Here is a 19,850-nt window from a genome sequence, read left to right on the forward strand (position 1 = left end):
GTGCCCCCGTCCGACGACCAGCAGGAGTGATTCGTGTGGATCGTGTCGCGCTGCGCGGCCTGAAGGCCCGTGGGCACCACGGCGTGTTCCCCCGGGAGCGCGAAGAGGGGCAGACCTTCATCGTGGACCTCGTCCTGAGCCTGGACACCCGGCCCGCGGCCGCCTCCGACGACCTCGCGAAGACCGTGCACTACGGCGTCGTGGCGGAGGAGGTGGTCGGCATCGTCCAGGGCGAGCCCGTCGATCTCATCGAGACCCTGGCCGAGCGGATCGCCCAGAACTGCCTCAAGCACGATGCGGTGCGGGAGGTGGAGGTCGTCGTGCACAAGCCCGACGCCCCCATCACCGTGCCCTTTGACGATGTGACGATCACTATTACGCGGAGCCGAGTATGAGCAGCAGCGACCCGACCGTGCAGCCGGTGCCCGCCTCCGTGGTGGAGCAGGTGGACGCGGCGGACGTGACCCTGAGCAATCCCAAACGAGCCGTGATCTCCCTGGGCAGCAACCTCGGCAACCGCCTGGAGACCCTCCAGGGCGCGATCGACGCCCTTGAGGACACGCCCGGCCTGCGGGTCAAGGCCGTCTCCCCGGTGTACGAGACGGAGCCGTGGGGCGTCGAGCCCGGCACCCAGCCCTCCTACTTCAACGCCGTCGTCCTCGTGAAGACCACCCTCCCGCCGGACTCCCTGCTGGAGCGCGGCCACGCCATCGAGGAGGCCTTCGAGCGCGTGCGGGACGAGCGCTGGGGCCCGCGCACCCTCGATGTCGACATCGTCGCCTACCAGGACGTGGTCTCCGCCGACCCCGTCCTCACCCTGCCGCACCCGCGCGCCCACGAGCGCGCCTTCGTCCTCGCACCCTGGCACGATGTGGACCCCGAGGCCACGGTCCCGGGGCGCGGCGCGGTGGTCGAGCTCCTCGCCGCCGTCGGGCTGGACGGCGTACAGCCGCGGGTCGACCTGGAACTCCGGCTGCCCGAGTAGGCGTTTGCCCTGAGTAGGCGTTTGCCCTGAGTAGGCCCCGGATTCCGGGGACGTGAACGAGAAGAGGAGCGACGGCTCGGTGAAGCAACTGCGGATCGGGGTCCTGGCCGGGCTGTTCGTCGTGGCCGGAGTGCTCTCCTGGGCAGGCGCCCGGCTGTGGGACGCGGTCGGCACGCTGCCGCGGGTGCCGGTGGCCGCGCCCATCGTGCTCGCCGTCATCGCCGTCGTCCTCACCGCCACGGCGCTCTCGCTCCGCGCGCGGCTGCGCGCCCAGCGCGAGCGGCGCCCCGGCGCGAAGGGCGTCGATCCGCTGCTGGCCGCCCGCGCGGTCGTCTTCGGCCAGGCCAGCGCGCTGGTCGCGGCGCTCGTCGCCGGCATGTACGGCGGCGTCGGCGTCTTCCTCGGCCTCGACGGCCTGGACGTCGCCGTCCGCCGTGACCAGGTGATCTACGCGGGTGCGTCGGTCGTCGCGGGCGTGGCCGTGATCGCCGCGGCGTTCTTCCTGGAGCGCGTCTGCAAACTCCCGGAAGACGAAGACGAGGGCCCGGGCGGCCCGGGCACGGCCCGCGGCTGACGCCACAGGCCCCAAGGGCGCGCAGCACCCTTGCATCCGCCGCGGCGGCGCGTGACCACGATGGTGGATTCCGGCGATGCCATACGGGCTTCGCGGCGCCCCGCAGGCCAAGGGTGCCCGCGCCCTTGTATCCGCCGCGGCGGTGCGTGACCACGATGGTGGATTCCGGCGGTGCCGTGCGGGCTTTTGCGGGGCCCCGCAGGCCAAGGGTGCCCGTGCCCTTGTATCCGCCGCGGCGGTGCGTGACCACGATGGTGGATTCCGGCGGTGCCGTGCGGGCCTCAGCTGGGTTCGGCACCGCCGTTTGCCGTCGTGGTGGTTGATCGCCGTTGCGGCGGGATGAAGGTGGCAGAGGCACGGTTTCCGGGCTGCGTGCCCAGGGCCGACCTGCGGGTCAAGGGTGTCCGCACCCTTGCATCCGCCGCGGCGGCGCGCCACCGCGGCGGAGGGGGAGCGGGCCCGCCCAGGCCAGCCCGGGCTTGTCGGAGAGCGTCCCGGGGCTATGCCCCCGGGATGCTCTCGAGATCCACCTCGCTGCGCGCAGCGCCCCGCGCGTCCGCGTCGATCGAGCGTCGCAGCGCCTCGTGCAGCCGCGCCGGGGTCAGGACCCCCACGAAGCGGTCCGCGGCGTCGCCGTCGAGGACGGCGATCCAGCCCGCGTCGTGCTGCAGCATCGTGCTGAAAGCCTGTTTGAGGGAGGCGCCGACCGGCAGCCAGGCGTCCATGCGGCGCGCCCGCTCCCGTACCGTGCCGCCGCCCCCACCGCCGCCGCCCCGGCCGTCGGCGAGCGCTTCGGCCGAGATCCAGCCGTGCAGCCGGTCGGCGTCGTCCAGGACGACGGCCCACCGGGCCTCGTCCACCGCGAGCGCGGCGCCGGCGGCGGCCACGGTGTCGTCCAGGTGGACGACCGGCGGCTGTTCGAGGTCACCCGCTTCGATCGGGGTGACCGAGAGCCGCTTGAGGCCCCGGTCGGCGCCGACGAAATCGGCGACGTACGGCGTGGCGGGCGCCCCCAGTACCGTCGCCGGGGCGTCGAACTGTTCGATCCGCCCGTGGCCGTAGACGGCGATGCGGTCGCCGAGGCGGACGGCCTCCTCGATGTCGTGCGTGACGAACAGGACGGTCTTGCGGACCTGCGACTGCAGCCGCAGGAACTCGTTCTGGAGCCGCTCCCGCACCACCGGGTCGACCGCCCCGAACGGCTCGTCCATGAGCAGCACGGGCGGGTCCGCGGCGAGCGCCCGCGCGACGCCCACCCGCTGCCGCTGCCCGCCGGAGAGCTGGTGGGGGTAGCGGGAGCCGTGGACGGCCGGGTCGAGGCCGACGAGGTCGAGCAGTTCGGCGGCCCGCTCCCGGGCCTTCTTCCGCTGCCAGCCCAGCAGGTGGGGGACGGTCGCGGTGTTCTCCAGCACGGTCTTGTGGGGGAAGAGCCCGACCTGCTGGATGACGTAGCCGATGCGGCGCCGCAGTTCGACGGGGTCGACGCCGGCGATGTCCTCGCCGTCGAGGAGGATCCGCCCCGACGTGGGCTCGATGAGGCGGTTGACCATCTTCATCGTGGTGGTCTTGCCGCAGCCCGACGGCCCCACGAGCGTGACCAGCTCGCCCTCCGCCACTTCGAAGGACAGGTCGTCCACGGCGGTGGTGCCGTCGGCGTAGCGCTTGGTGACGTGCTCGAAGCGGATCATGGTTCCCCATTCTGGCCGTACTCCCTGCGGACATTGTTGCCGTTGTGTGGCGGCCGGCTCGAATGTCAGTGCCCCGGGTTAGGGTCGCTGGTATCCGGAAACCGACGGTCGACGGCCTGGGGGAGGTGGGAGCGCATGGCCGGTCAGGACTGCCTGATCAGCAATGACTGGATCTGCGGCGAGTATCTGCGCACGCGGAGCCAGGAGTTGACGGATGCCACGCTCCAGCACATCGGCATCACGCTCGCCTCGGTCGCCATCGGGCTGCTCGTGGCCTTCCCGCTGGCGCTGCTGGCCCGCAGGTGGCGCGCGGTGGCGGGCCCGGTCCTCGGCCTGACCACCGTGCTGTACACGGTGCCGTCGCTGGCGATGTTCTCGCTGCTGGTGCCGTTCTTCGGGCTGTCGCCGGCCGTCGTGGTCACGGGCCTGGTGCTCTATTCGCTCACGATCCTCGTGCGCAACATCCTCGCCGGGCTCGCCGCGGTGCCGGAGGAGACGCGGGAGGCCGCCCGCGGCATGGGCTACGGCCCGCTGCGTCTGCTCTTCGGCGTGGAACTGCCCCTGGCGCTCCCGGCCCTGATGGCGGGTCTGCGGATCACCACAGTCTCCACGATCTCGCTCACCACCGTCGGCGCGATCCTCCACTACGGCGGCCTGGGCAATCTCGTGTACGACGGGATGCACAGCTACTTCAAGGCGCAGGTGCTGACCGCTTCCGTACTGTGCGTGGCCCTGGCCGTCGCGGCCGATCTCCTCCTGCTGCTCGTCCAGCGGCTGCTCACCCCGTGGACGAGGGCGGGGAATAAGGCCGGGAAGGCGGCGGGGAAGGCGAAGTCCGGCCCCGGGGGCGGAAAGGCCGCCGGCCGTCCGGCGGCCGCCGAGGGGGCGCTCTGATGGGGGTCGTCGAGCGTACGTGGACGTGGCTGGCCACGGGAGCGCACTGGTCCGGCACCGACGGCGTGTGGCACCGCCTCGGCGAGCACCTCTTCCTGACCGTGGTGTGCCTGGTCCTTTCCTGCGCCATAGCGCTGCCGGTGGCGGTGCTGCTGGGCCATCTGGGCAAGGGCGGCGCCCTCGCGGTCAACCTCTCCAACGCGGGCCGCGCGGTGCCCACTTTCGCCGTCCTGGTTCTGCTGCTGCTCAGCCCGCTGGGCACGCACGGCTCCTGGCCCACGGTCATCGCCCTGGTGCTCTTCGCGATACCCCCGCTGCTGACCAACGCCTACGTGGGCATGCGCGAGGTGGACCGCGATGTGGTCGAGGCGGCCCGCGGCATGGGAATGACGGGCCGTCAGCTGATCGCCCGCGTCGAGCTGCCGCTGGCCTTCCCGCTGATCGTGACGGGCGTGCGGACCGCCGCCGTCCAGGTCGTGGCGACGACCACGCTGGCCGCGCTGCCCGGCGGCGGTGGCCTCGGCCGCATCATCACGGCCGGCTTCCGGCTCACCGACACCGCCCAGGTGGTGGCGGGCGCGCTGCTCGTGGCGGTGCTCGCCCTGATCGTCGAGGGCGTGCTGGTGGTGGCCGAGCGGCTGCTGGATCCGGTGCGCCGGCGTACGGGGCCGGTGCCGGGGTAGGTGCGGCGCCGGTCATCGAAGCACCGGTCATCGAAGCAGCGCTCGTCGAAGCACCGGTCATCGAAGCGACGGCGGCCGGAGAGCCGGGCGCCGGAACCGAAGGGCAGAGTTTCCATGTTTCCCAAGAGCAGCACCCCGCGCCGGTCTCGGACCCCCCGCGCCCTGCTGGCGATGGCCGGCGTCGCCGCCCTGACGGCGGGCCTGGCCGCCTGCGGAGGCGAGAGCCTGGAGAAGTCCGGGGGAGGGGACGGGGGGTCGGCGAAGCCGGGGCAGGGTTCCCTCGTCATCGGCTCCGCCGGGTTCACCGAGTCCAAGGTGCTCGCCGAGATATACGCGGGCCTGCTGAAGGACGCCGGATATTCGACGTCCATCAGGACGGCCGAGGCCCGCGAGCTCTATGAACCGGAGCTGGAGAAGGGCCGGATCGACGTCGTTCCGGAGTATGCGGCGACGCTCGCCGAATTCCTGAACAAGAAGAAGAACGGCAAGGACGCTCCCGCCGTCGCGTCGGCCGACGCCGATGCCACGGTGAAGGCCCTGCGGAATCTCGCGGAGCCGCGCGGACTGAAGGTGCTCGACCCGGGGCGCGCGGTCGATCAGAACGCCTTCGCGGTGACGGCGGAGTTCGCGGAGAAACACCAGCTCAAGACGCTTTCCGAGCTGGGAAAGTCGGGTCAGGAGGTCAAGCTCGCGGCCGGTGACGAATGCCCGCAGCGGCCCTTCTGCCAGCCCGGTCTGGAGAAGACCTACGGCATCAAGGTCTCCGGCATCACCCCGCTGGAGGTGGGCAGCGTCCAGGCCAAGCAGGCGGTCAAGGACGGCAAGGCCCAGCTGCTGCTGACCACCACCACGGACGCCACCCTCGAACAGTTCGGACTGGTCCTGCTCAAGGACGACAAGAAGCTCCAGAACTCCGACAACGTGCTGCCCGTGGTGAATGCGGAGAAGGCCGGTTCGCAGAAGGTCGCCGATGCTCTGGCGAAGCTCACCAGGGTGCTGACCACGGAAGATCTCACCGAACTCAACAAGAAGGTGGATGCGCAGCGGCTCAAGCCCGCGGATGTCGCCGCGCAGTACCTGAAGGAGAAGCGGCTGCTGACGAAGTGAGAGGTGTAGGGGACAAGTAAGATCAAGGGAAGAGTTTCGTGGTGGAGTCACACTCCGAAGGCGACGCACGGTAAGTTTCAGGCCATGCCACGAGGACGCCACCGCCATTCGCCATCCCTGCACAGGCTTCTTCCCCCATCGACGGTCGCCGCGACATCGGTCGCCTGCGCCGCCGGTGCCTGGGTGGTAGGTGAAACGGTCGTCATCCGGGGCCTCGCCGCGGCGGCAGCCGCCGCCGCGGTGGTCGGTGCCGTGCTGATGCGCCGTTGGGACCGCTCCGCCGGAAGGCGGGTCGCCCAGCTCACCGCCGCCCGCACACGGGACGAGTGGAAGACCGAGGAGCGCATAGCCGAGCTGGAGACGGACCTGGAGGACACCCGGGCGGCCAAGGCCCGGCTGGAGTCCAAGCTGCGCGGCAAGCGCGCCGAGCTGGCCCGTCTCCGCACCGAGCACGCCGACCTGCTGCGCCGCTACGCCACCGCCGAGACCGGGCGGGCCAGCGCGCTGGAGAGCCGCCGGGTCGCCCGCGGCGGCGCGCCGGCGCTGGAGCGCGGCGCGCCGCTCACGGTGCCCGGCCCGGCCGTCGACCCCGCCGCGTACCGCAAGGCCGCGGAGGCGCTGCGCAGCCTGAGCGGCAGCGCGGCGGAGGCGGAGCCCAAGGCCGGAGCCCGGCCCGCCGCTGAGTCCGCCGCCGGGTCCGGCGCCGAGCCCGCGGCCCTGCCCCGGCAGAAGCCCGCGAGCACGTCCCGGACGGCGTCCGGGACCGTGCCGCAGCCGCGCCCGGAGGCGCGTCGGGGCAGCGAGCGGGCGCCCGAGCCGGTCAAGGCGGGCAAGCCTGTCGAGCCGGCCACCGAGGACAAGCAGCCGGAGTCCGGCGCCGCTCTCCGGCCCGCGCTCCGCGCCGCCGTGCCGCAGGCCCCCGCCCGCCGTCCCGCCTCCCGCGCCACGGGCGGCTTCGACTTCTTCGGCACCCAGCGCCCGGCCCCGGCCCAGCGCCCCGTCGAGGAGACGGATCTCGCGGACGTCGTCGGCGAGGAGGCGCTCGCCGAGGCCGAGGCGGAAGCCGAGGCGGAGGCCGGGAAGGACGGCGAGCGCGCCGGGGACGACGTCATCGACCTGACCGCGCACGACGAGACCGAGCAGATAGACGTGGCCGAGCTGCGCACGGCCGCCTCGTAGGCGGTCCGCAACCCGGCCTGCAGAAACGAAACCCCCGGTGGATGCCCACCGGGGGTTCTGCGTTGACCCGTCGACGTTTACTTGTCGACGTCTACTTGTCGATGTCGCCGACCACGAAGAACAGCGAGCCCAGGATCGCCACCATGTCCGCGACCAGCGTCCCCGGCAGCAGCTCGGTCAGCGCCTGGATGTTGTTGAAGGAGGCGGAGCGCAGCTTCAGCCGGTACGGCGTCTTCTCGCCCTTGGAGACCAGGTAGTAGCCGTTGAGGCCGAGCGGGTTCTCGGTCCACGCGTAGGTCGCGCCCTCGGGGGCCTTGAGGACCTTCGGCAGCCGCTGGTTGATCGGCCCGGGCGGCAGCTCGGCGATCCGGTCGAGGCACGCCTCGGCGAGCTCCAGCGCGTTGTGGGTCTGCTCCAGCAGGCACTCGAAGCGGGCCAGGCAGTCGCCGTCCTCGCGGGTGACGACCTTCAGGGTGTCCTGCAGCTCCCCGTAGGCGAGGTACGGCTCGTCGCGGCGCAGGTCGAAGTCGACGCCGGACGCGCGGGCGATGGGGCCGCTGACCCCGTACGCGTGCACCGCCTCGCGCGTGAGCACGCCGACGCCGCGCGTGCGCGCCCGGAAGATCTCGTTGCCGAGCACGAGCCGGTCGTAGACGTCCATCCGGGAGCGGACCTGGGCCACGGCGTGCCGCGCCCGGCCCAGCCAGCCGGCGGGCAGGTCCTCCTTGAGGCCGCCGACGCGGTTGAACATGTAGTGCATGCGGCCGCCGGAGACCTCCTCCATCACCGTCTGGAGCTCCTCGCGCTCGTGGAAGGCGTGGAAGACGGGGGTGATGCCGCCGAGCTCCAGGGGGTAGGAGCCGAGGAACATCAGGTGGTTGAGGACCCGGTTCAGCTCGGCGAGGAGCGTACGGGTCCACACGGCGCGCTCGGGGACCTCCATGCCGAGCATCCGCTCGACGGCCAGGACGACGCCCAGCTCGTTGGAGAACGCCGACAGCCAGTCGTGGCGGTTGGCGAGCATGATGATCTGCCGGTAGTCGCGGGCCTCGAAGAGCTTCTCCGCGCCGCGGTGCATATAGCCGACGATCGGCTCGGCCTCGCGGACCCGCTCGCCGTCGAGGACGAGCCGCAGGCGCAGCACGCCGTGCGTGGACGGGTGCTGGGGTCCGATGTTGAGCACCATGTCGGTGCTCTCCGCCGCACCGCCGATGCCGACTGTCGTCTCCGTCATGGGGGTCATGGGGACAAGTCTGTCAGCCTTCCGGGCCGGGCCGGTCGGGGGCACGGTCCGGGGCGCGGTCCGGGGCGCGGTCCGGGGGGCCCGGGAGCAGCCCCCGGCAGGCCTCGCCCACGGGCTGCACCAGCCAGCCGAAGGCGCCCAGGCCCGCCGGGGAGGTGAGCTCGGCCGCCTCCCCGGCCCGGCCCAGCGCCCGGACGTACGCGGCCGGGTCGGTCGAGGCGAGCGACAGCGGCGGGCGGCCGCCGTCCACGCCGAGGGCGTGCAGCGCCTCGCGCTGGGTCAGCACGGTGCTGCCGGGGCCCGCGCAGGCGTCCAGGGCGACGTGGGCGGTGATGTCGCACGAGCCGTCCGGCACCGGCCGCACCTCGCGGCCCTCGCGGAATCCGGCCAGGGTGCCGAACGGGGGGCGGCCGGCCTGCTCGTGGGCGTAGTCGACGGCCACGGCGAGGCCGGCGCGCAGGCGGCCCACGGCCCGCGCCCAGGCGGCGTCGCGCGGGTGCCCGATCTCGGCGCGGGTGCCGGGAGGCGCGCCCTCGACGGGCCACCAGCGGGCGAGCCACGCGGCGTCCTCGCCCGCGACCGGCTCGCCGAGCATCTCCTCGCCGTCCTCCTGGACGAGGACCTGGCGCGCGCGGCCCTCGGCGTCGGTCTCGGCGACGTCCACGGGCACGTTGTCGAGCCACTCGTTGGCGAACAGCAGGCCCTCGGTGCCGTCCGGGATGTCACCCACCCAGGTGATGCGCGGGTCCAGCCCGGCCGGGCGGGCGGCCCGCTCGACGGCGAACGGACGCAGCCGCGCCGTCACCTTCTCCGGCAGCTGCGCGAGGACGCCGGTGAGCAGTTCGCCGCGGCCCGCGCCGACGTCCGTGAACGTCAGCTCCGCGGGGTGCCCGAGCGCCCCGTCGACGCGGCACAGCAGCTCGGCGACGGCCCCGGCGTACAGCGGCGAGGCGTGCACGGAGGTACGGAAGTGCCCGGCAGGGCCCTCGGGGCGCCGGTAGAAGCCGCCGGGGCCGTAGAGCGCGGCCTCGGTCGCAGCGCGCCATGTTCTCGTTCCGCTTGCCATACGCACACGCTATGCGCCCTTCGCGGACACGCCGCCTCCACCTTGCGGAGTAGAAGGAGCGTCACCGGATCGATCGCCGGGCTGACCCCGGCACGTACCCGGCATGCCTACGCTGGGTGACGTGCACCGCCTCTACGACTTTCTCCGCAGGCACCCGACGGGTGTGGACAGCTTCTGGGCTGTACTGCTGTTCGGGCTCGGCCTCCTGGGAAGCTCACAGGGACCGGGCGCGTCCACCCGGCAGACGGCCGTCATGGTCCTGACGATGGCGTCCCTCAGCCTGGTGATCGCCCTGCGCCGGCGCGCGCCCGTGCAGATGCTGCTGGTCGCGATCGCGTCGGGGCTGGCCCAGCTCGCCTTCGACGTGGAGGTGCACACCGGCGACTTCGCGATGTTCGTGATCGTCTACACCGTCGCCTCCGGCCCGGTCCGCTGGGCGTCCAGGACGGCCCTGACCGGCGGCCTGGCCGCACCGGTGCTCTTCCTGCTCCGCTGGCCGGTGCACGGGCGCAGCGCCGTCGAGATCGTCATCATCCTGGCCTCCCTCACCACCCCCTTCGTCCTCGCCTGGGTGCTCGGCGACTCCATGCGCACCCGCCGCGCGTACTGGGCCCAGCTGGAGGAGCGCGCCGCCCGCCTGGAGAAGGAGCGCGAGCAGCAGGCGCGGATGGCCGTGACGGCCGAGCGGGCGCGCATCGCCCGCGAGCTCCACGACGTCGTCGCACACAACGTCTCGGTGATGGTCGTCCAGGCCGACGGCGCCGCGTACGTCCTCGACGCCTCGCCCGAGCAGGCCAAGCAGGCCCTGGAGACGATCTCCGGCACGGGCCGCCAGGCGCTGGCCGAGATGCGCCGCCTGCTGGGCGTCCTGCGGACCGAGGAGGGCACCACCGAGGGCGGGGACTACGTGCCGCAGCCCGACGTCGAGCAGATCGGCGATCTGGTCGAGCAGGTGCGCGGCGCGGGCCTGCCCGTGCAGTACGAGGTCGAGGGCGCGCCGCGCCCGCTGCCCAGCGGCGTGGAGCTGACCGCCTACCGCATCGTCCAGGAAGCCCTGACCAACACCCGTAAGCACGGCGGCCCGGAGGCCGGTGCGAGCGTCCGCCTGACGTACTTCGACGACGGACTCGGCCTGCTGGTCGAGGACGACGGCCGCGGCGCGCAGCACGAGCTGTACGAGGCGGGCGGCGCGGACGGCATGGGCCACGGCCTGATCGGGATGCGCGAGCGCGTCGGCATGGTCGGGGGCACGCTGGACGCGGGCCCGCGGCCGGGCGGCGGATTCCGGATCAGCGTGCTGCTGCCGGTGAAGCCGGGCGGCCGCTGACGATGCGGCCGCTGACGATGATGTCTGTGATGTCTGTTGCTGGAATGCTCATATCGAGGAAAGGGACGTCTGCATGTCCATCCGGGTGATGCTCGTCGACGACCAGGTACTGCTCCGTACCGGCTTCCGCATGGTGCTGGCCGCCCAGCCCGATATGGAGGTCGTCGCCGAGGCCGGGGACGGCGCGGAGGCCCTGGAGGTGCTGGCCGGCACGGAGGTGGACGTCGTCCTGATGGACGTCCGCATGCCCCGGCTGGACGGCGTGGAGGCGACGCGCCGCATCTGCGCGCAGGACGATCCGCCGAAGGTGCTCATCCTGACCACCTTCGACCTCGACGAGTACGCGTTCTCGGCGCTCAAGGTCGGCGCGAGCGGCTTCATGCTCAAGGACGTGCCGCCGGCCGAGCTGCTGGGGGCCATCCGGGCCGTGCACAGCGGTGACGCGGTGGTCGCGCCCAGCACCACGCGCCGGCTGCTGGATCGTTTCACCCCGATGCTGCCGAGCACGACGAAGGAGCCGGCCGGCGCGGAGCTGGGGCGCCTGACCGACCGGGAGCGCGAGGTCATGCTGCTGGTGGCCCAGGGCCTGTCCAACGGTGAGATCGCGGGGCGGCTCGTGCTCTCGGAGGCCACGGTCAAGACGCACGTGGGCCGCATCCTGACCAAGCTGGGGCTGCGCGACCGGGTGCAGGTGGTGGTGCTGGCCTACGAGAGCGGTCTCGTGCGGGCCGGGGGCGGGACGCCGCAGAAGTAGCGCCGCCCGGCGGCCCGGGCCCAGACTCAGTCCCGGGCCACGGCGGGGCGCTCCTACCGCAGGACCGTCTCCAGGAAGTCGCTCCCCAGGCGGGCCACCACAGGCAGGTCCAGCTGGTGGAGGACGTACCGGCCACGGCGCCGCGTGCTCAGCAGGCCCGCCTTCTTCATCACGGCTATGTGCCGGGACACCTCCGGCGGCGTCAGGCCGAAGACGGAGGCCAGCTCGCCCGTGGTGTGCGGGCCGCGGGCCAGCGTGCGGCACAGCCGCATCCGGACGGGGTGCGCGAGCGCCTCCATCCGCTGCCGCACCAGCTGCAGGGCCGGGCCCCGGGGGAGCTCGGGCGCGGCCACGGGGTACTGCACCATCGGCCGCCACCCGGGCCGGTTCAGCACGATGAGGTGCGGCCAGCCGAACGCGGTCGGCACGAACGTGAGGCCGTCCGCGGGCGCCGCCGCCCGGCCGTTCTGCAGCTTGTCGAAGACGATCCGCGTGCCGTCCCCGCTGAGGGAGACGGCCGTGGAGACCGCGGTCATGGCCTCCGCCAGCCCCTTGCGGCGCAGCAGATCCGCCTTGTGCCGGGCGTCCGCGACGAGCTGCACCCGCACGCGCTGCCAGTTGTCGGCGAAGAAGGCCTCCTCGCAGTCCTCCAGGAGCCTGCGCAGCCAGGCGCGCAGCGCGGCGGGGTTCTCCAGCATGCGGTCGGTGAACTGCGCCTGCCGCGGGCCCCGCGCGGCGGACAGCTCGCGCACCCGCACCCGCTGCTCGGCGTCGACCAGGGGGGAGGGGACGGACCGCTCGGAACTGCAGGTGACCTCGAAAGCCGCGGACACGAACTTCTCGTCGTCCATGCGGTCGAGGTCGTCGAGCTCTTCGGCGAGCGTGGCCCGGGGAGCCGCGGGCAGCAGCAGGTCGGAGCGGGCCGAGCGCCACAGGAAGTCGGCCTCGGTCAGCCGGTCGGCGAGGTCGGGCCGCAGCCCGGAGGCGGTCGCCGTGGCCCAGCCGTGCAGCCCCGGGTGGTGGCCGGGCTCCGCCAGGACGTGCAGCATCGCACCGAGCTCCGCCAGCGGCGACGGGTTGAAGACAATGCGCTCGTGCGGCAGTCCGGCGATGTCGATCTCCACGCTCATGCGCCCATCGTGCCTCTCCCCCCGAGGGTCCGGCCGTCACTTGACGGCTCTCGTCAATCGACGCGGCAGGGCCGCGCCCGGCGGCGCACCGTGGATCACATGAACGCAGCTCAGCAGCACATGCTCGACCTCTACCGCGCCGCCCAGCACGGGGAGCCGGCCCCGCCCGCCCCCGGCACCGGAGACGTGGAGGCCTACCGCTCCTTCCGCACCTGGCGCGCCTTCCGGGCGGTCGTCGACGAGCGGGTCGCCGCCCGCCGCGCCCGCCGTGCGACGCTCTTCCGCTTCCTCCGGCCCGGCAGCGGCTTCCTCCGGCCCGGCGGCGGCCTTGTGCGGTCCGGCGGCGGCCTCCGCCCGTCAGCCGCCCGTTCTTCAGCCGCCCGTCCGTCAGCCGTCCGCCCGTATCCGGCGCAGGACGCCGGCCGCCGCATCCCGGACGTCTGCGGCCGTCCAGCCGAGTGCTGACGCGTCGACGGTGACCTCGGTGAACGAGACACCCGGCACCGGGGACGGCGTCCAGACCCCGAACACCGTGGTGCCCGTCTCCTCCGCGTACGACACGGACGCCTCGTCCAGCGCCTCGGCCGGATACGGCAGCCACACCTGGAACTGGTGGGTGTGCGGCACGGGCGGATTCAGCCGGAACCACGGCACGCCCGCCGAGCGGAAGGCATCCTCCAGGGCCCGCGCGACGACCTTCGCGTGTGCCACGTACGACGGCAGACGCGGCAGCTCGCGCTCCAGCCCGGACAGGGCCGCCAGCGCCGCCGGCCACTGCTGGAAGACATTGCCCCCGTACCGGTGCCGCCAGGCCCGCGCCTCCTCCACCAGCGTCTCCGGTCCGGCCAGCGCGGCCCCGGATATCCCGCCGAGCGACTTGTAGAACGACACGTAGACGGAGTCGGCGAGGGCGGCGATCTCCGGCAGCCCCACCCCGAAGTGCGAGGGGCACTCCCACAGCCGCGCCCCGTCGAAGTGGACCACCGCCTCCCGCTCGCGGGCGGCCTCCACCGTCTCCTGCAGCTCCTCCCACGTGGGCAGCAGAAACCCCGCGTCGCGCAGCGGAAGCTCCAGGGAGAGCGCGCCGAACGGCTCTTCCAGCCCGCGGACCTCCTCGGCCGTCGGCGGTCGCGGATCCCGCGTGGGGTGCACCACGCGCAGGCCGCTCACCAGCGAGAACGCATCCCGCTCCCACTGCTCGGGGTGCGCCAGGGGATGCAGGGCCACCGTGCTGTTCCCCGTGCGCCCGGCCCAGCAGCGCAAGGCCACCTGCTGGGCCATCGTGCCCGTGGGGAAGAACGCCGCGGCCTCCGTACCGAGCAGCTCCGCGACGCGCCGCTCCAGCTCGGCGACGATCCCGTCCCCGTAGATGTCCACCCGCGTGTCCAGCCCGGGCAGGCCCGCAGCCTCGGCCGCGAGCTGCGCGAGCCGCTCGCCCACCGTGTGCACGGGAGCACCGCCGGACAGGATCCGCTCCGACGCCCGGCGGGCCGCGACCCTGCGGGCCCGGGCCGCCTCGGACGCGGCTTGCGTGCCGGGCGTGGCTTGCGTGCCGGACGGGGCTCCCGCCCCGGGCCCGGACTCGAACGCTTGCTCAGTTCCTTCGTCCATGCCCCGATCATGGCGGACGCCACGCTCGCCCGGGAGTTGTCCACAGGCGGGTTGTCCACAGGCGGCCCGCGTCCGGGAGGGGGTGCCGCGGGCTCGCGTAGCATGACGAAGGAATCGTCCGGTACCCACCGCGGACTGGAACGGAAGGCCATCGCCGCGTGAACGCACACACTCATCCGGAGCACCCGAGCCCCCAGGACCGACCCGCCCGGCTCACCGTCGGCGTCGTCGGCACGGGCCGCGTCGGCCCGGCGCTCGCCGCCGCGCTCCGGCTCGCCGGGCACCGCCCGGTCGCCGCCTCCGGAGTCTCCGACGCCTCGGTGCGCAGAGCCGCCGCCCTGCTCCCCGAGGTCCCCCTCGTCACACCCGCCGAGGTGCTCGCCCGCGCCGAGCTGGTCCTGCTCACCGTGCCCGACGACGCCCTGCCGGGCCTGGTCGCCGGGCTCGCCGAGACCGGCGCCGTCCGGCCGGGCCAGCTCATCGTGCACACCTCGGGCCGGCACGGCACCGCCGTGCTCGACCCCGCCCGCCGCGCCGGGGCCCTCCCGCTCGCCCTGCACCCCGCGATGACCTTCGCCGGCACCCCGGTCGACGTCGACCGCCTCGCCGGCTGCTCCTTCGGCGTCACCGCCCCCGATGAGCTGCGGCTCGCCGCGGAGGCCCTGGTCATCGAGATGGGCGGCGAGCCCGAGTGGATAGCGGAAGAGGCCCGCCCGCTCTACCACGCCGCCCTCGCCCTGGGCGCGAACCACCTGGTCACCCTGGTCGCCCAGGCCATGGACCTGCTGCGGACGGCCGGCGTCGAGGCCCCCGACCGCATGCTCGGCCCCCTCCTCGGCGCCGCGCTCGACAACGTCCTGCGCAGCGGCGACGCGGCCCTGACCGGCCCGGTGGCCCGCGGCGACGCCGGCACGGTCGCCGCGCACGTCGCCCAGCTGCGCGCCCACGCACCCCAGGCCGTCCCCGGATACCTGGCGATGGCCCGTACGACCGCCGACCGCGCGCTCGCGGCCGGCCTGCTCAAGCCCGAACTGGCCGAGGATCTGCTCGGCGTACTGTCCGACGGAGGACGGCCGTGACGCTTGCCGAGTGGCTGAAGGACCGGGGCCGCGAGCCCGCCTTCGAGCTCGTACCCGCCGTCGAGGATCTCGACTACCTCCTCGATCACTACGCGGTCCCCGGCCGCACCGCGGTCGTGATGACCATGGGCGCGCTCCACGAGGGCCACGCCACGCTCATACGCGCCGCGCGCGAGCGCGTCGGCCGCAAGGGCCTCGTGATCGTCACGGTCTTCGTCAACCCCCTGCAGTTCGGCGCGGGCGAGGACCTGGACCGCTATCCGCGCACGCTGGACGCCGACCTGAAGATCGCCGAGGCGTCGGGTGCGGACGCCGTGTTCGCCCCCTCCGCCGAGGAGGTCTACCCGGGCGGAGAGCCCCAGGTCCGCCTCGCCGCGGGCCCCATGGGCGAGCGCCTGGAAGGCGCCTCCCGCCCGGGGCACTTCGACGGCATGCTCACGGTCGTGGCCAAGCTGCTCCACCTCACCCGCCCCGACCTGGCCTTCTTCGGCCAGAAGGACGCCCAGCAGCTCGCCCTGATCCGCCGCATGGTGCGCGACCTCAACTTCCGCACCGAGGTCGTGGGCGTGCCGACCGTCCGGGAGCCCGACGGCCTCGCCCTGTCCAGCCGCAACCGCTATCTGTCCGCCGCCGAGCGGCAGACCGCCCTCGCCCTCTCCCGCGCCCTGGCCGCGGCCGAGAGGGAGAAGGCCGCCGCGCCGGCCGCCCTGGCCGCCGCCCGCGCCGTCCTGGACGAGGCCGCCCGGCTCGACCCCCCGCTGCACCTCGACTACGCAGCCCTCGTCGACCCCGCCGACTTCACCGACGTCCCCGGCGACTACGCGGGCGAGGCCGTCCTGGCCGTAGCCGCGAAGGTCGGCACCACCCGCCTGATCGACAACGTCCCCCTGCAGCTCGGAGCCGAGCGATGACCGGCATACGCCTCCACGCACCCAAGCCCGGCTGGTCCGTCGACGCCGACGTGGTCGTCGTGGGCTCCGGCGTCGCCGGGCTCACCGTCGCCCTGCGCTGCGCCGCCGCCGGCGCGAAGGTCACCGTCGTCACCAAGGCCCTCCTGGACGACGGCTCCACCCGCTGGGCCCAGGGCGGCATAGCGGCCGCGCTCGGCGAGGGCGACACCCCCGAGCAGCACCTGGACGACACGCTCGTCGCCGGCGCGGGCCTCTGCGACGACGAGGCCGTGCGGACCCTGGTCACCGAGGGCCCCGACGCCGTGCGCAGGCTCATCGCCACGGGCGCGCAGTTCGACACCGACACCGAGACCGGCGCCATCCTGCTCACCCGTGAGGGTGGCCACCACCGGCGCCGCATCGCCCACGCGGGCGGTGACGCCACCGGCGCCGAGATCTCCCGCGCCCTGGTCGAGGCCGTGCGTGCCGCGGGCATCGAGACCATCGAGCACGCCCTCGTCCTCGACCTCCTCAAGGACGCGGACGGCCGCGCCGCGGGCGTCACCCTGCACGTCATGGGCGAGGGTGAGCGCGACGGCGTGGGTGCCGTACGGGCCCGGGCCGTCGTCCTCGCCACCGGCGGCATGGGCCAGGTCTTCTCCGCGACCACGAACCCGGCCGTCTCCACCGGCGACGGCGTCGCCCTCGCCCTGCGCGCCGGGGCCGAGGTGTCCGACCTGGAGTTCGTCCAGTTCCACCCCACCGTGCTGTGGCTCGGCCCCGACGCCGAGGGCCAGCAGCCGCTGGTGTCGGAGGCCGTGCGCGGGGAAGGCGCCCACCTGGTGGACGCCGACGGATACCGCTTCATGGTCGGTGCGCACGAGCTCGCGGAGCTGGCCCCGCGCGACATCGTCGCCAAGGGCATCATGCGCCGCATGCAGGAGCTCGGTGCCGAGCACATGTACCTCGACGCCCGCCACTTCGGCGCCGAGATGTGGGAGCACCGCTTCCCCACGATCCTCGCCGCCTGCCGCACGCACGGCATCGACCCCGTGACGGAGCCGATCCCGGTCGCCCCCGCCGCGCACTACGCCTCCGGCGGCGTCCGGACGGACCTGCTCGGCCGCTCCACCGTCCCCGGGCTCTACGCCTGCGGCGAGGTCGCCTGCACGGGCGTGCACGGCGCGAACCGCCTGGCGTCGAACTCCCTGCTGGAGGGCCTCGTCTTCGCGGAGCGCATCGCCGCGGACGTCACGGCCGCCCTCCGGGAGGCGGGCGCGCCGGCGGAGGTCCTGCAGCCGACGCCCACCGGCACGGTGCTCGCCGGCCCCAAGGCCCGCCTGGAGATCCAGCGCATCATGACCGAGGGCGCCGGAGTCCTGCGCTCCAGGGAGAGCCTCGAACGGGCCGCCGCGGAGCTCGCGCGCATCGACGAGGACGCCGCCGCAGCGCTGGAAGCACCCGGTACGGAGAGCTGGGAGGCCACCAACCTCCTGCTCGTCGCCCGCGTCCTCGTCGCCGCCGCGCTCCGCCGCGAGGAGACCCGCGGCTGCCACTGGCGCGAGGACCGCCCCGACCGCGACGACACCGCCTGGCGCCGCCATCTTTTGGTGACCCTGCGCCCGGACCGTACGCTCTCGGTCTCCACCACCGGGACGGCGGCCTTCCCGCCCGTCGCGGCCCCGCCGCCCCACCCGCCCACGACCGGCGCCGAACCGAGGAGCACCACGTGACCACCCCGAACGAACTCCCCCTCCACCAGATCGGCCAGGACATCCAGGTGAACCTCGAGACGGCCACCGGCGGCTGCGGTGACGGCTGTGGCTGCGGTGAGACGTTCGCGGAGGACGCCCTGGAGTGCGGGCTCGACCCCGACCTCGCCCGGCTGCTCGCCGAGGCCGGCCTCGACCCCCTCCAGATCGAGGACATCGCCCACCTCGCCATCGAGGAGGACCTCGACGGCGGCCAGGACGTCACCACCGTGGCGACCATTCCCGCCGACGCCGTCGCCACCGGCGACTTCACCGCCCGCCAGGACGGCACCGTCTGCGGCCTGCACATCGCCGAGGCGGTCCTCTCCGTCGTCTGCACCGACGAGTTCGAGGTCGAGCGGCACGTCGAGGACGGCGACCGCGTGACCGCCGGGCAGAAGCTGCTCACCGTCCGCACCCGCACCCGCGATCTGCTCACCGCCGAGCGCAGCGCGCTCAACCTCCTGTGCCGCCTGTCCGGCATCGCCACCGCGACCCGCGAGTGGGCCGACCTGCTGGACGGCACCAAGGCCGCCGTCCGCGACACCCGCAAGACCACGGTCGGCCTGCGCGCCCTGGAGAAGTACGCGGTGCGCTGCGGCGGCGGCGTCAACCACCGCATGTCCCTGTCGGACGCGGCGCTCATCAAGGACAACCACGTGGTCGCGGCCGGCGGCGTGGCCGAGGCCTTCCGGGCCGTACGGGACGCCTTCCCGGGCCTGCCGGTCGAGGTCGAGGTCGACCGCATCGACCAGATCCCGCCCGTCCTCACCGAGGGCGCGAGCCTCATCCTGCTGGACAACTTCACCCCCGAGCAGACCCGCGAGGCCGTCGAACTCGTCGCGGGCCGCGCCCTGCTGGAGTCCTCCGGCCGGCTCACGCTCGTCAACGCCCACGCCTACGCCGAGACCGGCGTGGACTACCTGGCGGTCGGCTCGCTGATCCACTCGTCCCCGATCCTCGACATCGGCCTCGACCTGCGCGAGGGCGACGAGGGCGACGGGGACGACACGCAGGGGGAAGCCGCCTGATGCTGCTCACCATCGATGTCGGCAACACCCATACGGTCCTCGGCCTGTTCGACGGCGAGGAGATCGTCGAGCACTGGCGGGTGTCGACCGACGCCCGCCGCACGGCCGACGAACTGGCGGTCCTGCTCCAGGGCCTGATGGGCATGCACCCGCTGCTGGGCGAGGAGCTGGGGGACGGCATCGACGGCATCGCCATCTGCTCCACGGTCCCGGCCGTCCTGCACGAGCTGCGGGAGGTCACCCGCCGCTATTACGGCGACGTGCCCGCGGTCCTGGTCGAGCCGGGCGTGAAGACCGGCGTGCCGATCCTGATGGACAACCCCAAGGAGGTCGGCGCCGACCGCATCGTCAACGCCGTCGCGGCCGTCGAGCTCTACGGCGGCCCGTGCATCGTCGTGGACTTCGGCACGGCCACCACCTTCGACGCGGTCAGCGCCCGCGGCGAGTACGCGGGCGGCGTGATCGCCCCGGGCATCGAGATCTCGGTGGAGGCGCTGGGCGTCAAGGGCGCGCAGCTGCGCAAGATCGAGCTGGCCCGCCCGCGCGGCGTCATCGGGAAGAACACGGTCGAGGCCATGCAGTCCGGCATCCTCTACGGCTTCGCCGGGCAGGTGGACGGTGTCGTCGAGCGGATGGCCCGTGAGCTCGCCGACGATCCGGACGAGGTCACCGTCATCGCCACCGGCGGGCTGTCGCCCCTGGTGCTCGGCGAGGCGTCGGTCATCGACGAGCACGAGCCGTGGCTCACGCTGATCGGCCTGCGGCTGGTCTACGAGCGCAACGTGTCCCGTTCGTAGCGGGTGCAGTCCCGTTCGTGGCGGGTGCAGCCGAGCGGACGCAACCAACGGTCCGTTTCAA

The 19,850-nt window shown here is 73.5% G+C and carries 20 protein-coding genes; 15 read left to right on the forward strand and 5 right to left on the reverse strand.

The window, feature by feature from the left end; genetic code table 11:
• Positions 1-35 precede the first annotated feature (35 nt).
• From folB to IE241_RS32690, 3 genes are all read left to right on the forward strand, one after another.
• Positions 36-395 carry a dihydroneopterin aldolase gene (folB, locus tag IE241_RS32680; RefSeq protein WP_058045618.1) on the forward strand — a complete coding sequence of 120 codons (360 nt, stop codon included), beginning with the start codon at positions 36-38 and terminating at the stop codon, positions 393-395.
• Entirely contained in the window at positions 392-985 is a 594-nt protein-coding gene (gene folK / locus IE241_RS32685) for a 2-amino-4-hydroxy-6-hydroxymethyldihydropteridine diphosphokinase (protein WP_190025499.1), read from the forward strand. The genes folB and folK overlap by 4 nt, the downstream gene beginning before the upstream one ends.
• A 79-nt stretch (positions 986-1,064) precedes the next feature.
• Complete coding sequence (locus IE241_RS32690; RefSeq protein WP_190025542.1) at positions 1,065-1,559, forward strand: DUF3180 domain-containing protein; 495 nt, start codon at positions 1,065-1,067, stop codon at positions 1,557-1,559.
• 500 nt (positions 1,560-2,059) lie between these two features.
• Here IE241_RS32690 and IE241_RS32695 read toward each other — a convergent pair whose 3' ends face one another.
• The gene (locus tag IE241_RS32695) at positions 2,060-3,247 is read right to left on the reverse strand and encodes an ABC transporter ATP-binding protein (RefSeq protein WP_190025500.1); all 1,188 of its coding nucleotides are present in this window, start codon (positions 3,245-3,247) and stop codon (positions 2,060-2,062) included.
• A 135-nt stretch (positions 3,248-3,382) separates the two neighbouring features.
• On the opposite strand from IE241_RS32695, the gene IE241_RS32700 reads away from it, so the two are divergent.
• The 4 genes from IE241_RS32700 to IE241_RS32715 all read left to right on the forward strand — a co-directional run bounded on the left by IE241_RS32700 (position 3,383) and on the right by IE241_RS32715 (position 7,110).
• Positions 3,383-4,141, forward strand: coding sequence for an ABC transporter permease (locus tag IE241_RS32700; protein ID WP_190025501.1), 759 nt, complete (start codon positions 3,383-3,385; stop codon positions 4,139-4,141).
• Positions 4,141-4,824 carry an ABC transporter permease gene (locus IE241_RS32705; protein ID WP_190025502.1) on the forward strand — a complete coding sequence of 228 codons (684 nt, stop codon included), beginning with the start codon at positions 4,141-4,143 and terminating at the stop codon, positions 4,822-4,824. Before IE241_RS32700 ends, IE241_RS32705 begins: the two co-directional genes overlap by 1 nt.
• Before the next feature lie 114 nt (positions 4,825-4,938).
• Positions 4,939-5,931, forward strand: a complete 993-nt coding sequence (locus IE241_RS32710; protein ID WP_190025503.1) for an ABC transporter substrate-binding protein — start codon at positions 4,939-4,941, stop codon at positions 5,929-5,931.
• Between the two features lie 183 nt (positions 5,932-6,114).
• Positions 6,115-7,110: a hypothetical protein gene (locus tag IE241_RS32715; protein WP_308433773.1), complete on the forward strand. Its 996-nt coding sequence runs from the start codon at positions 6,115-6,117 to the stop codon at positions 7,108-7,110.
• Positions 7,111-7,201: 91 nt separating this feature from the next.
• Here the strand turns inward: IE241_RS32715 and IE241_RS32720 are convergent, their stop codons facing one another.
• Positions 7,202-8,344: an NADH-quinone oxidoreductase subunit D gene (locus IE241_RS32720; RefSeq protein ID WP_190025543.1), complete on the reverse strand. Its 1,143-nt coding sequence runs from the start codon at positions 8,342-8,344 to the stop codon at positions 7,202-7,204.
• Between the two features lie 22 nt (positions 8,345-8,366).
• Positions 8,367-9,419 carry an SAM-dependent methyltransferase gene (locus IE241_RS32725; protein WP_190025505.1) on the reverse strand — a complete coding sequence of 351 codons (1,053 nt, stop codon included), beginning with the start codon at positions 9,417-9,419 and terminating at the stop codon, positions 8,367-8,369.
• A gap of 121 nt (positions 9,420-9,540) precedes the next feature.
• On the opposite strand from IE241_RS32725, the gene IE241_RS32730 reads away from it, so the two are divergent.
• Together IE241_RS32730 and IE241_RS32735 are read left to right on the forward strand one after the other, a co-directional pair.
• On the forward strand, positions 9,541-10,746 hold the full coding sequence (locus tag IE241_RS32730) for a sensor histidine kinase (protein ID WP_190025544.1): 1,206 nt from the start codon (positions 9,541-9,543) through the stop codon (positions 10,744-10,746).
• Positions 10,747-10,819: 73 nt separating this feature from the next.
• On the forward strand, positions 10,820-11,500 hold the full coding sequence (locus tag IE241_RS32735) for a response regulator transcription factor (RefSeq protein ID WP_190025506.1): 681 nt from the start codon (positions 10,820-10,822) through the stop codon (positions 11,498-11,500).
• 53 nt (positions 11,501-11,553) lie between these two features.
• Here IE241_RS32735 and IE241_RS32740 read toward each other — a convergent pair whose 3' ends face one another.
• Positions 11,554-12,630: a DUF5937 family protein gene (locus IE241_RS32740; protein ID WP_190025507.1), complete on the reverse strand. Its 1,077-nt coding sequence runs from the start codon at positions 12,628-12,630 to the stop codon at positions 11,554-11,556.
• Between the two features lie 99 nt (positions 12,631-12,729).
• Between IE241_RS32740 and IE241_RS32745 the strand changes: the two genes are divergently transcribed.
• Positions 12,730-13,095: a hypothetical protein gene (locus IE241_RS32745; protein WP_190025508.1), complete on the forward strand. Its 366-nt coding sequence runs from the start codon at positions 12,730-12,732 to the stop codon at positions 13,093-13,095.
• Here IE241_RS32745 and IE241_RS32750 read toward each other — a convergent pair.
• Positions 13,018-14,241, reverse strand: coding sequence for a threonine aldolase family protein (locus tag IE241_RS32750; protein WP_190025509.1), 1,224 nt, complete (start codon positions 14,239-14,241; stop codon positions 13,018-13,020). The two genes, IE241_RS32745 and IE241_RS32750, sit on opposite strands and share 78 nt — an antisense overlap.
• A 158-nt stretch (positions 14,242-14,399) precedes the next feature.
• Between IE241_RS32750 and IE241_RS32755 the strand changes: the two genes are divergently transcribed.
• Genes IE241_RS32755 through IE241_RS32775 form a run of 5 tightly spaced genes read left to right on the forward strand, consistent with a single transcriptional unit; the run spans position 14,400 to position 19,789 of the window.
• Positions 14,400-15,320, forward strand: coding sequence for a Rossmann-like and DUF2520 domain-containing protein (locus IE241_RS32755; RefSeq protein ID WP_190025510.1), 921 nt, complete (start codon positions 14,400-14,402; stop codon positions 15,318-15,320).
• Entirely contained in the window at positions 15,317-16,231 is a 915-nt protein-coding gene (gene panC, locus IE241_RS32760) for a pantoate--beta-alanine ligase (RefSeq protein ID WP_229900161.1), read from the forward strand. Before IE241_RS32755 ends, panC begins: the two co-directional genes overlap by 4 nt.
• Entirely contained in the window at positions 16,228-17,943 is a 1,716-nt protein-coding gene (locus IE241_RS32765) for an L-aspartate oxidase (RefSeq protein WP_190025511.1), read from the forward strand. The genes panC and IE241_RS32765 overlap by 4 nt, the downstream gene beginning before the upstream one ends.
• Positions 17,940-18,992, forward strand: coding sequence for a carboxylating nicotinate-nucleotide diphosphorylase (gene nadC / locus IE241_RS32770; RefSeq protein WP_190025512.1), 1,053 nt, complete (start codon positions 17,940-17,942; stop codon positions 18,990-18,992). Before IE241_RS32765 ends, nadC begins: the two co-directional genes overlap by 4 nt.
• On the forward strand, positions 18,992-19,789 hold the full coding sequence (locus tag IE241_RS32775; protein WP_190025513.1) for a type III pantothenate kinase: 798 nt from the start codon (positions 18,992-18,994) through the stop codon (positions 19,787-19,789). Before nadC ends, IE241_RS32775 begins: the two co-directional genes overlap by 1 nt.
• Positions 19,790-19,850 lie beyond the last annotated feature (61 nt).

Origin of the sequence: Streptomyces hiroshimensis (genome assembly GCF_014650335.1) — a bacterium.
Classification (GTDB): domain Bacteria; phylum Actinomycetota; class Actinomycetes; order Streptomycetales; family Streptomycetaceae; genus Streptomyces; species Streptomyces hiroshimensis.

Excerpts from the sequence above, each read along its gene's own strand:
- IE241_RS32725 (WP_190025505.1), bottom strand. The coding sequence starts at position 9,419 with ATGGCAAGCGGAACGAGAACATGGCGCGCTGCGACCGAGGCCGCGCTC.
- folK (WP_190025499.1), top strand. The coding sequence starts at position 392 with ATGAGCAGCAGCGACCCGACCGTGCAGCCGGTGCCCGCCTCCGTGGTG.
- IE241_RS32710 (WP_190025503.1), top strand. The coding sequence starts at position 4,939 with ATGTTTCCCAAGAGCAGCACCCCGCGCCGGTCTCGGACCCCCCGCGCC.
- IE241_RS32735 (WP_190025506.1), top strand. The coding sequence starts at position 10,820 with ATGTCCATCCGGGTGATGCTCGTCGACGACCAGGTACTGCTCCGTACC.
- IE241_RS32740 (WP_190025507.1), bottom strand. The coding sequence starts at position 12,630 with ATGAGCGTGGAGATCGACATCGCCGGACTGCCGCACGAGCGCATTGTC.
- IE241_RS32765 (WP_190025511.1), top strand. The coding sequence starts at position 16,228 with ATGACCGGCATACGCCTCCACGCACCCAAGCCCGGCTGGTCCGTCGAC.
- IE241_RS32720 (WP_190025543.1), bottom strand. The coding sequence starts at position 8,344 with ATGACGGAGACGACAGTCGGCATCGGCGGTGCGGCGGAGAGCACCGAC.
- IE241_RS32700 (WP_190025501.1), top strand. The coding sequence starts at position 3,383 with ATGGCCGGTCAGGACTGCCTGATCAGCAATGACTGGATCTGCGGCGAG.
- IE241_RS32705 (WP_190025502.1), top strand. The coding sequence starts at position 4,141 with ATGGGGGTCGTCGAGCGTACGTGGACGTGGCTGGCCACGGGAGCGCAC.
- IE241_RS32775 (WP_190025513.1), top strand. The coding sequence starts at position 18,992 with ATGCTGCTCACCATCGATGTCGGCAACACCCATACGGTCCTCGGCCTG.
- IE241_RS32745 (WP_190025508.1), top strand. The coding sequence starts at position 12,730 with ATGAACGCAGCTCAGCAGCACATGCTCGACCTCTACCGCGCCGCCCAG.
- IE241_RS32750 (WP_190025509.1), bottom strand. The coding sequence starts at position 14,241 with ATGGACGAAGGAACTGAGCAAGCGTTCGAGTCCGGGCCCGGGGCGGGA.
- IE241_RS32695 (WP_190025500.1), bottom strand. The coding sequence starts at position 3,247 with ATGATCCGCTTCGAGCACGTCACCAAGCGCTACGCCGACGGCACCACC.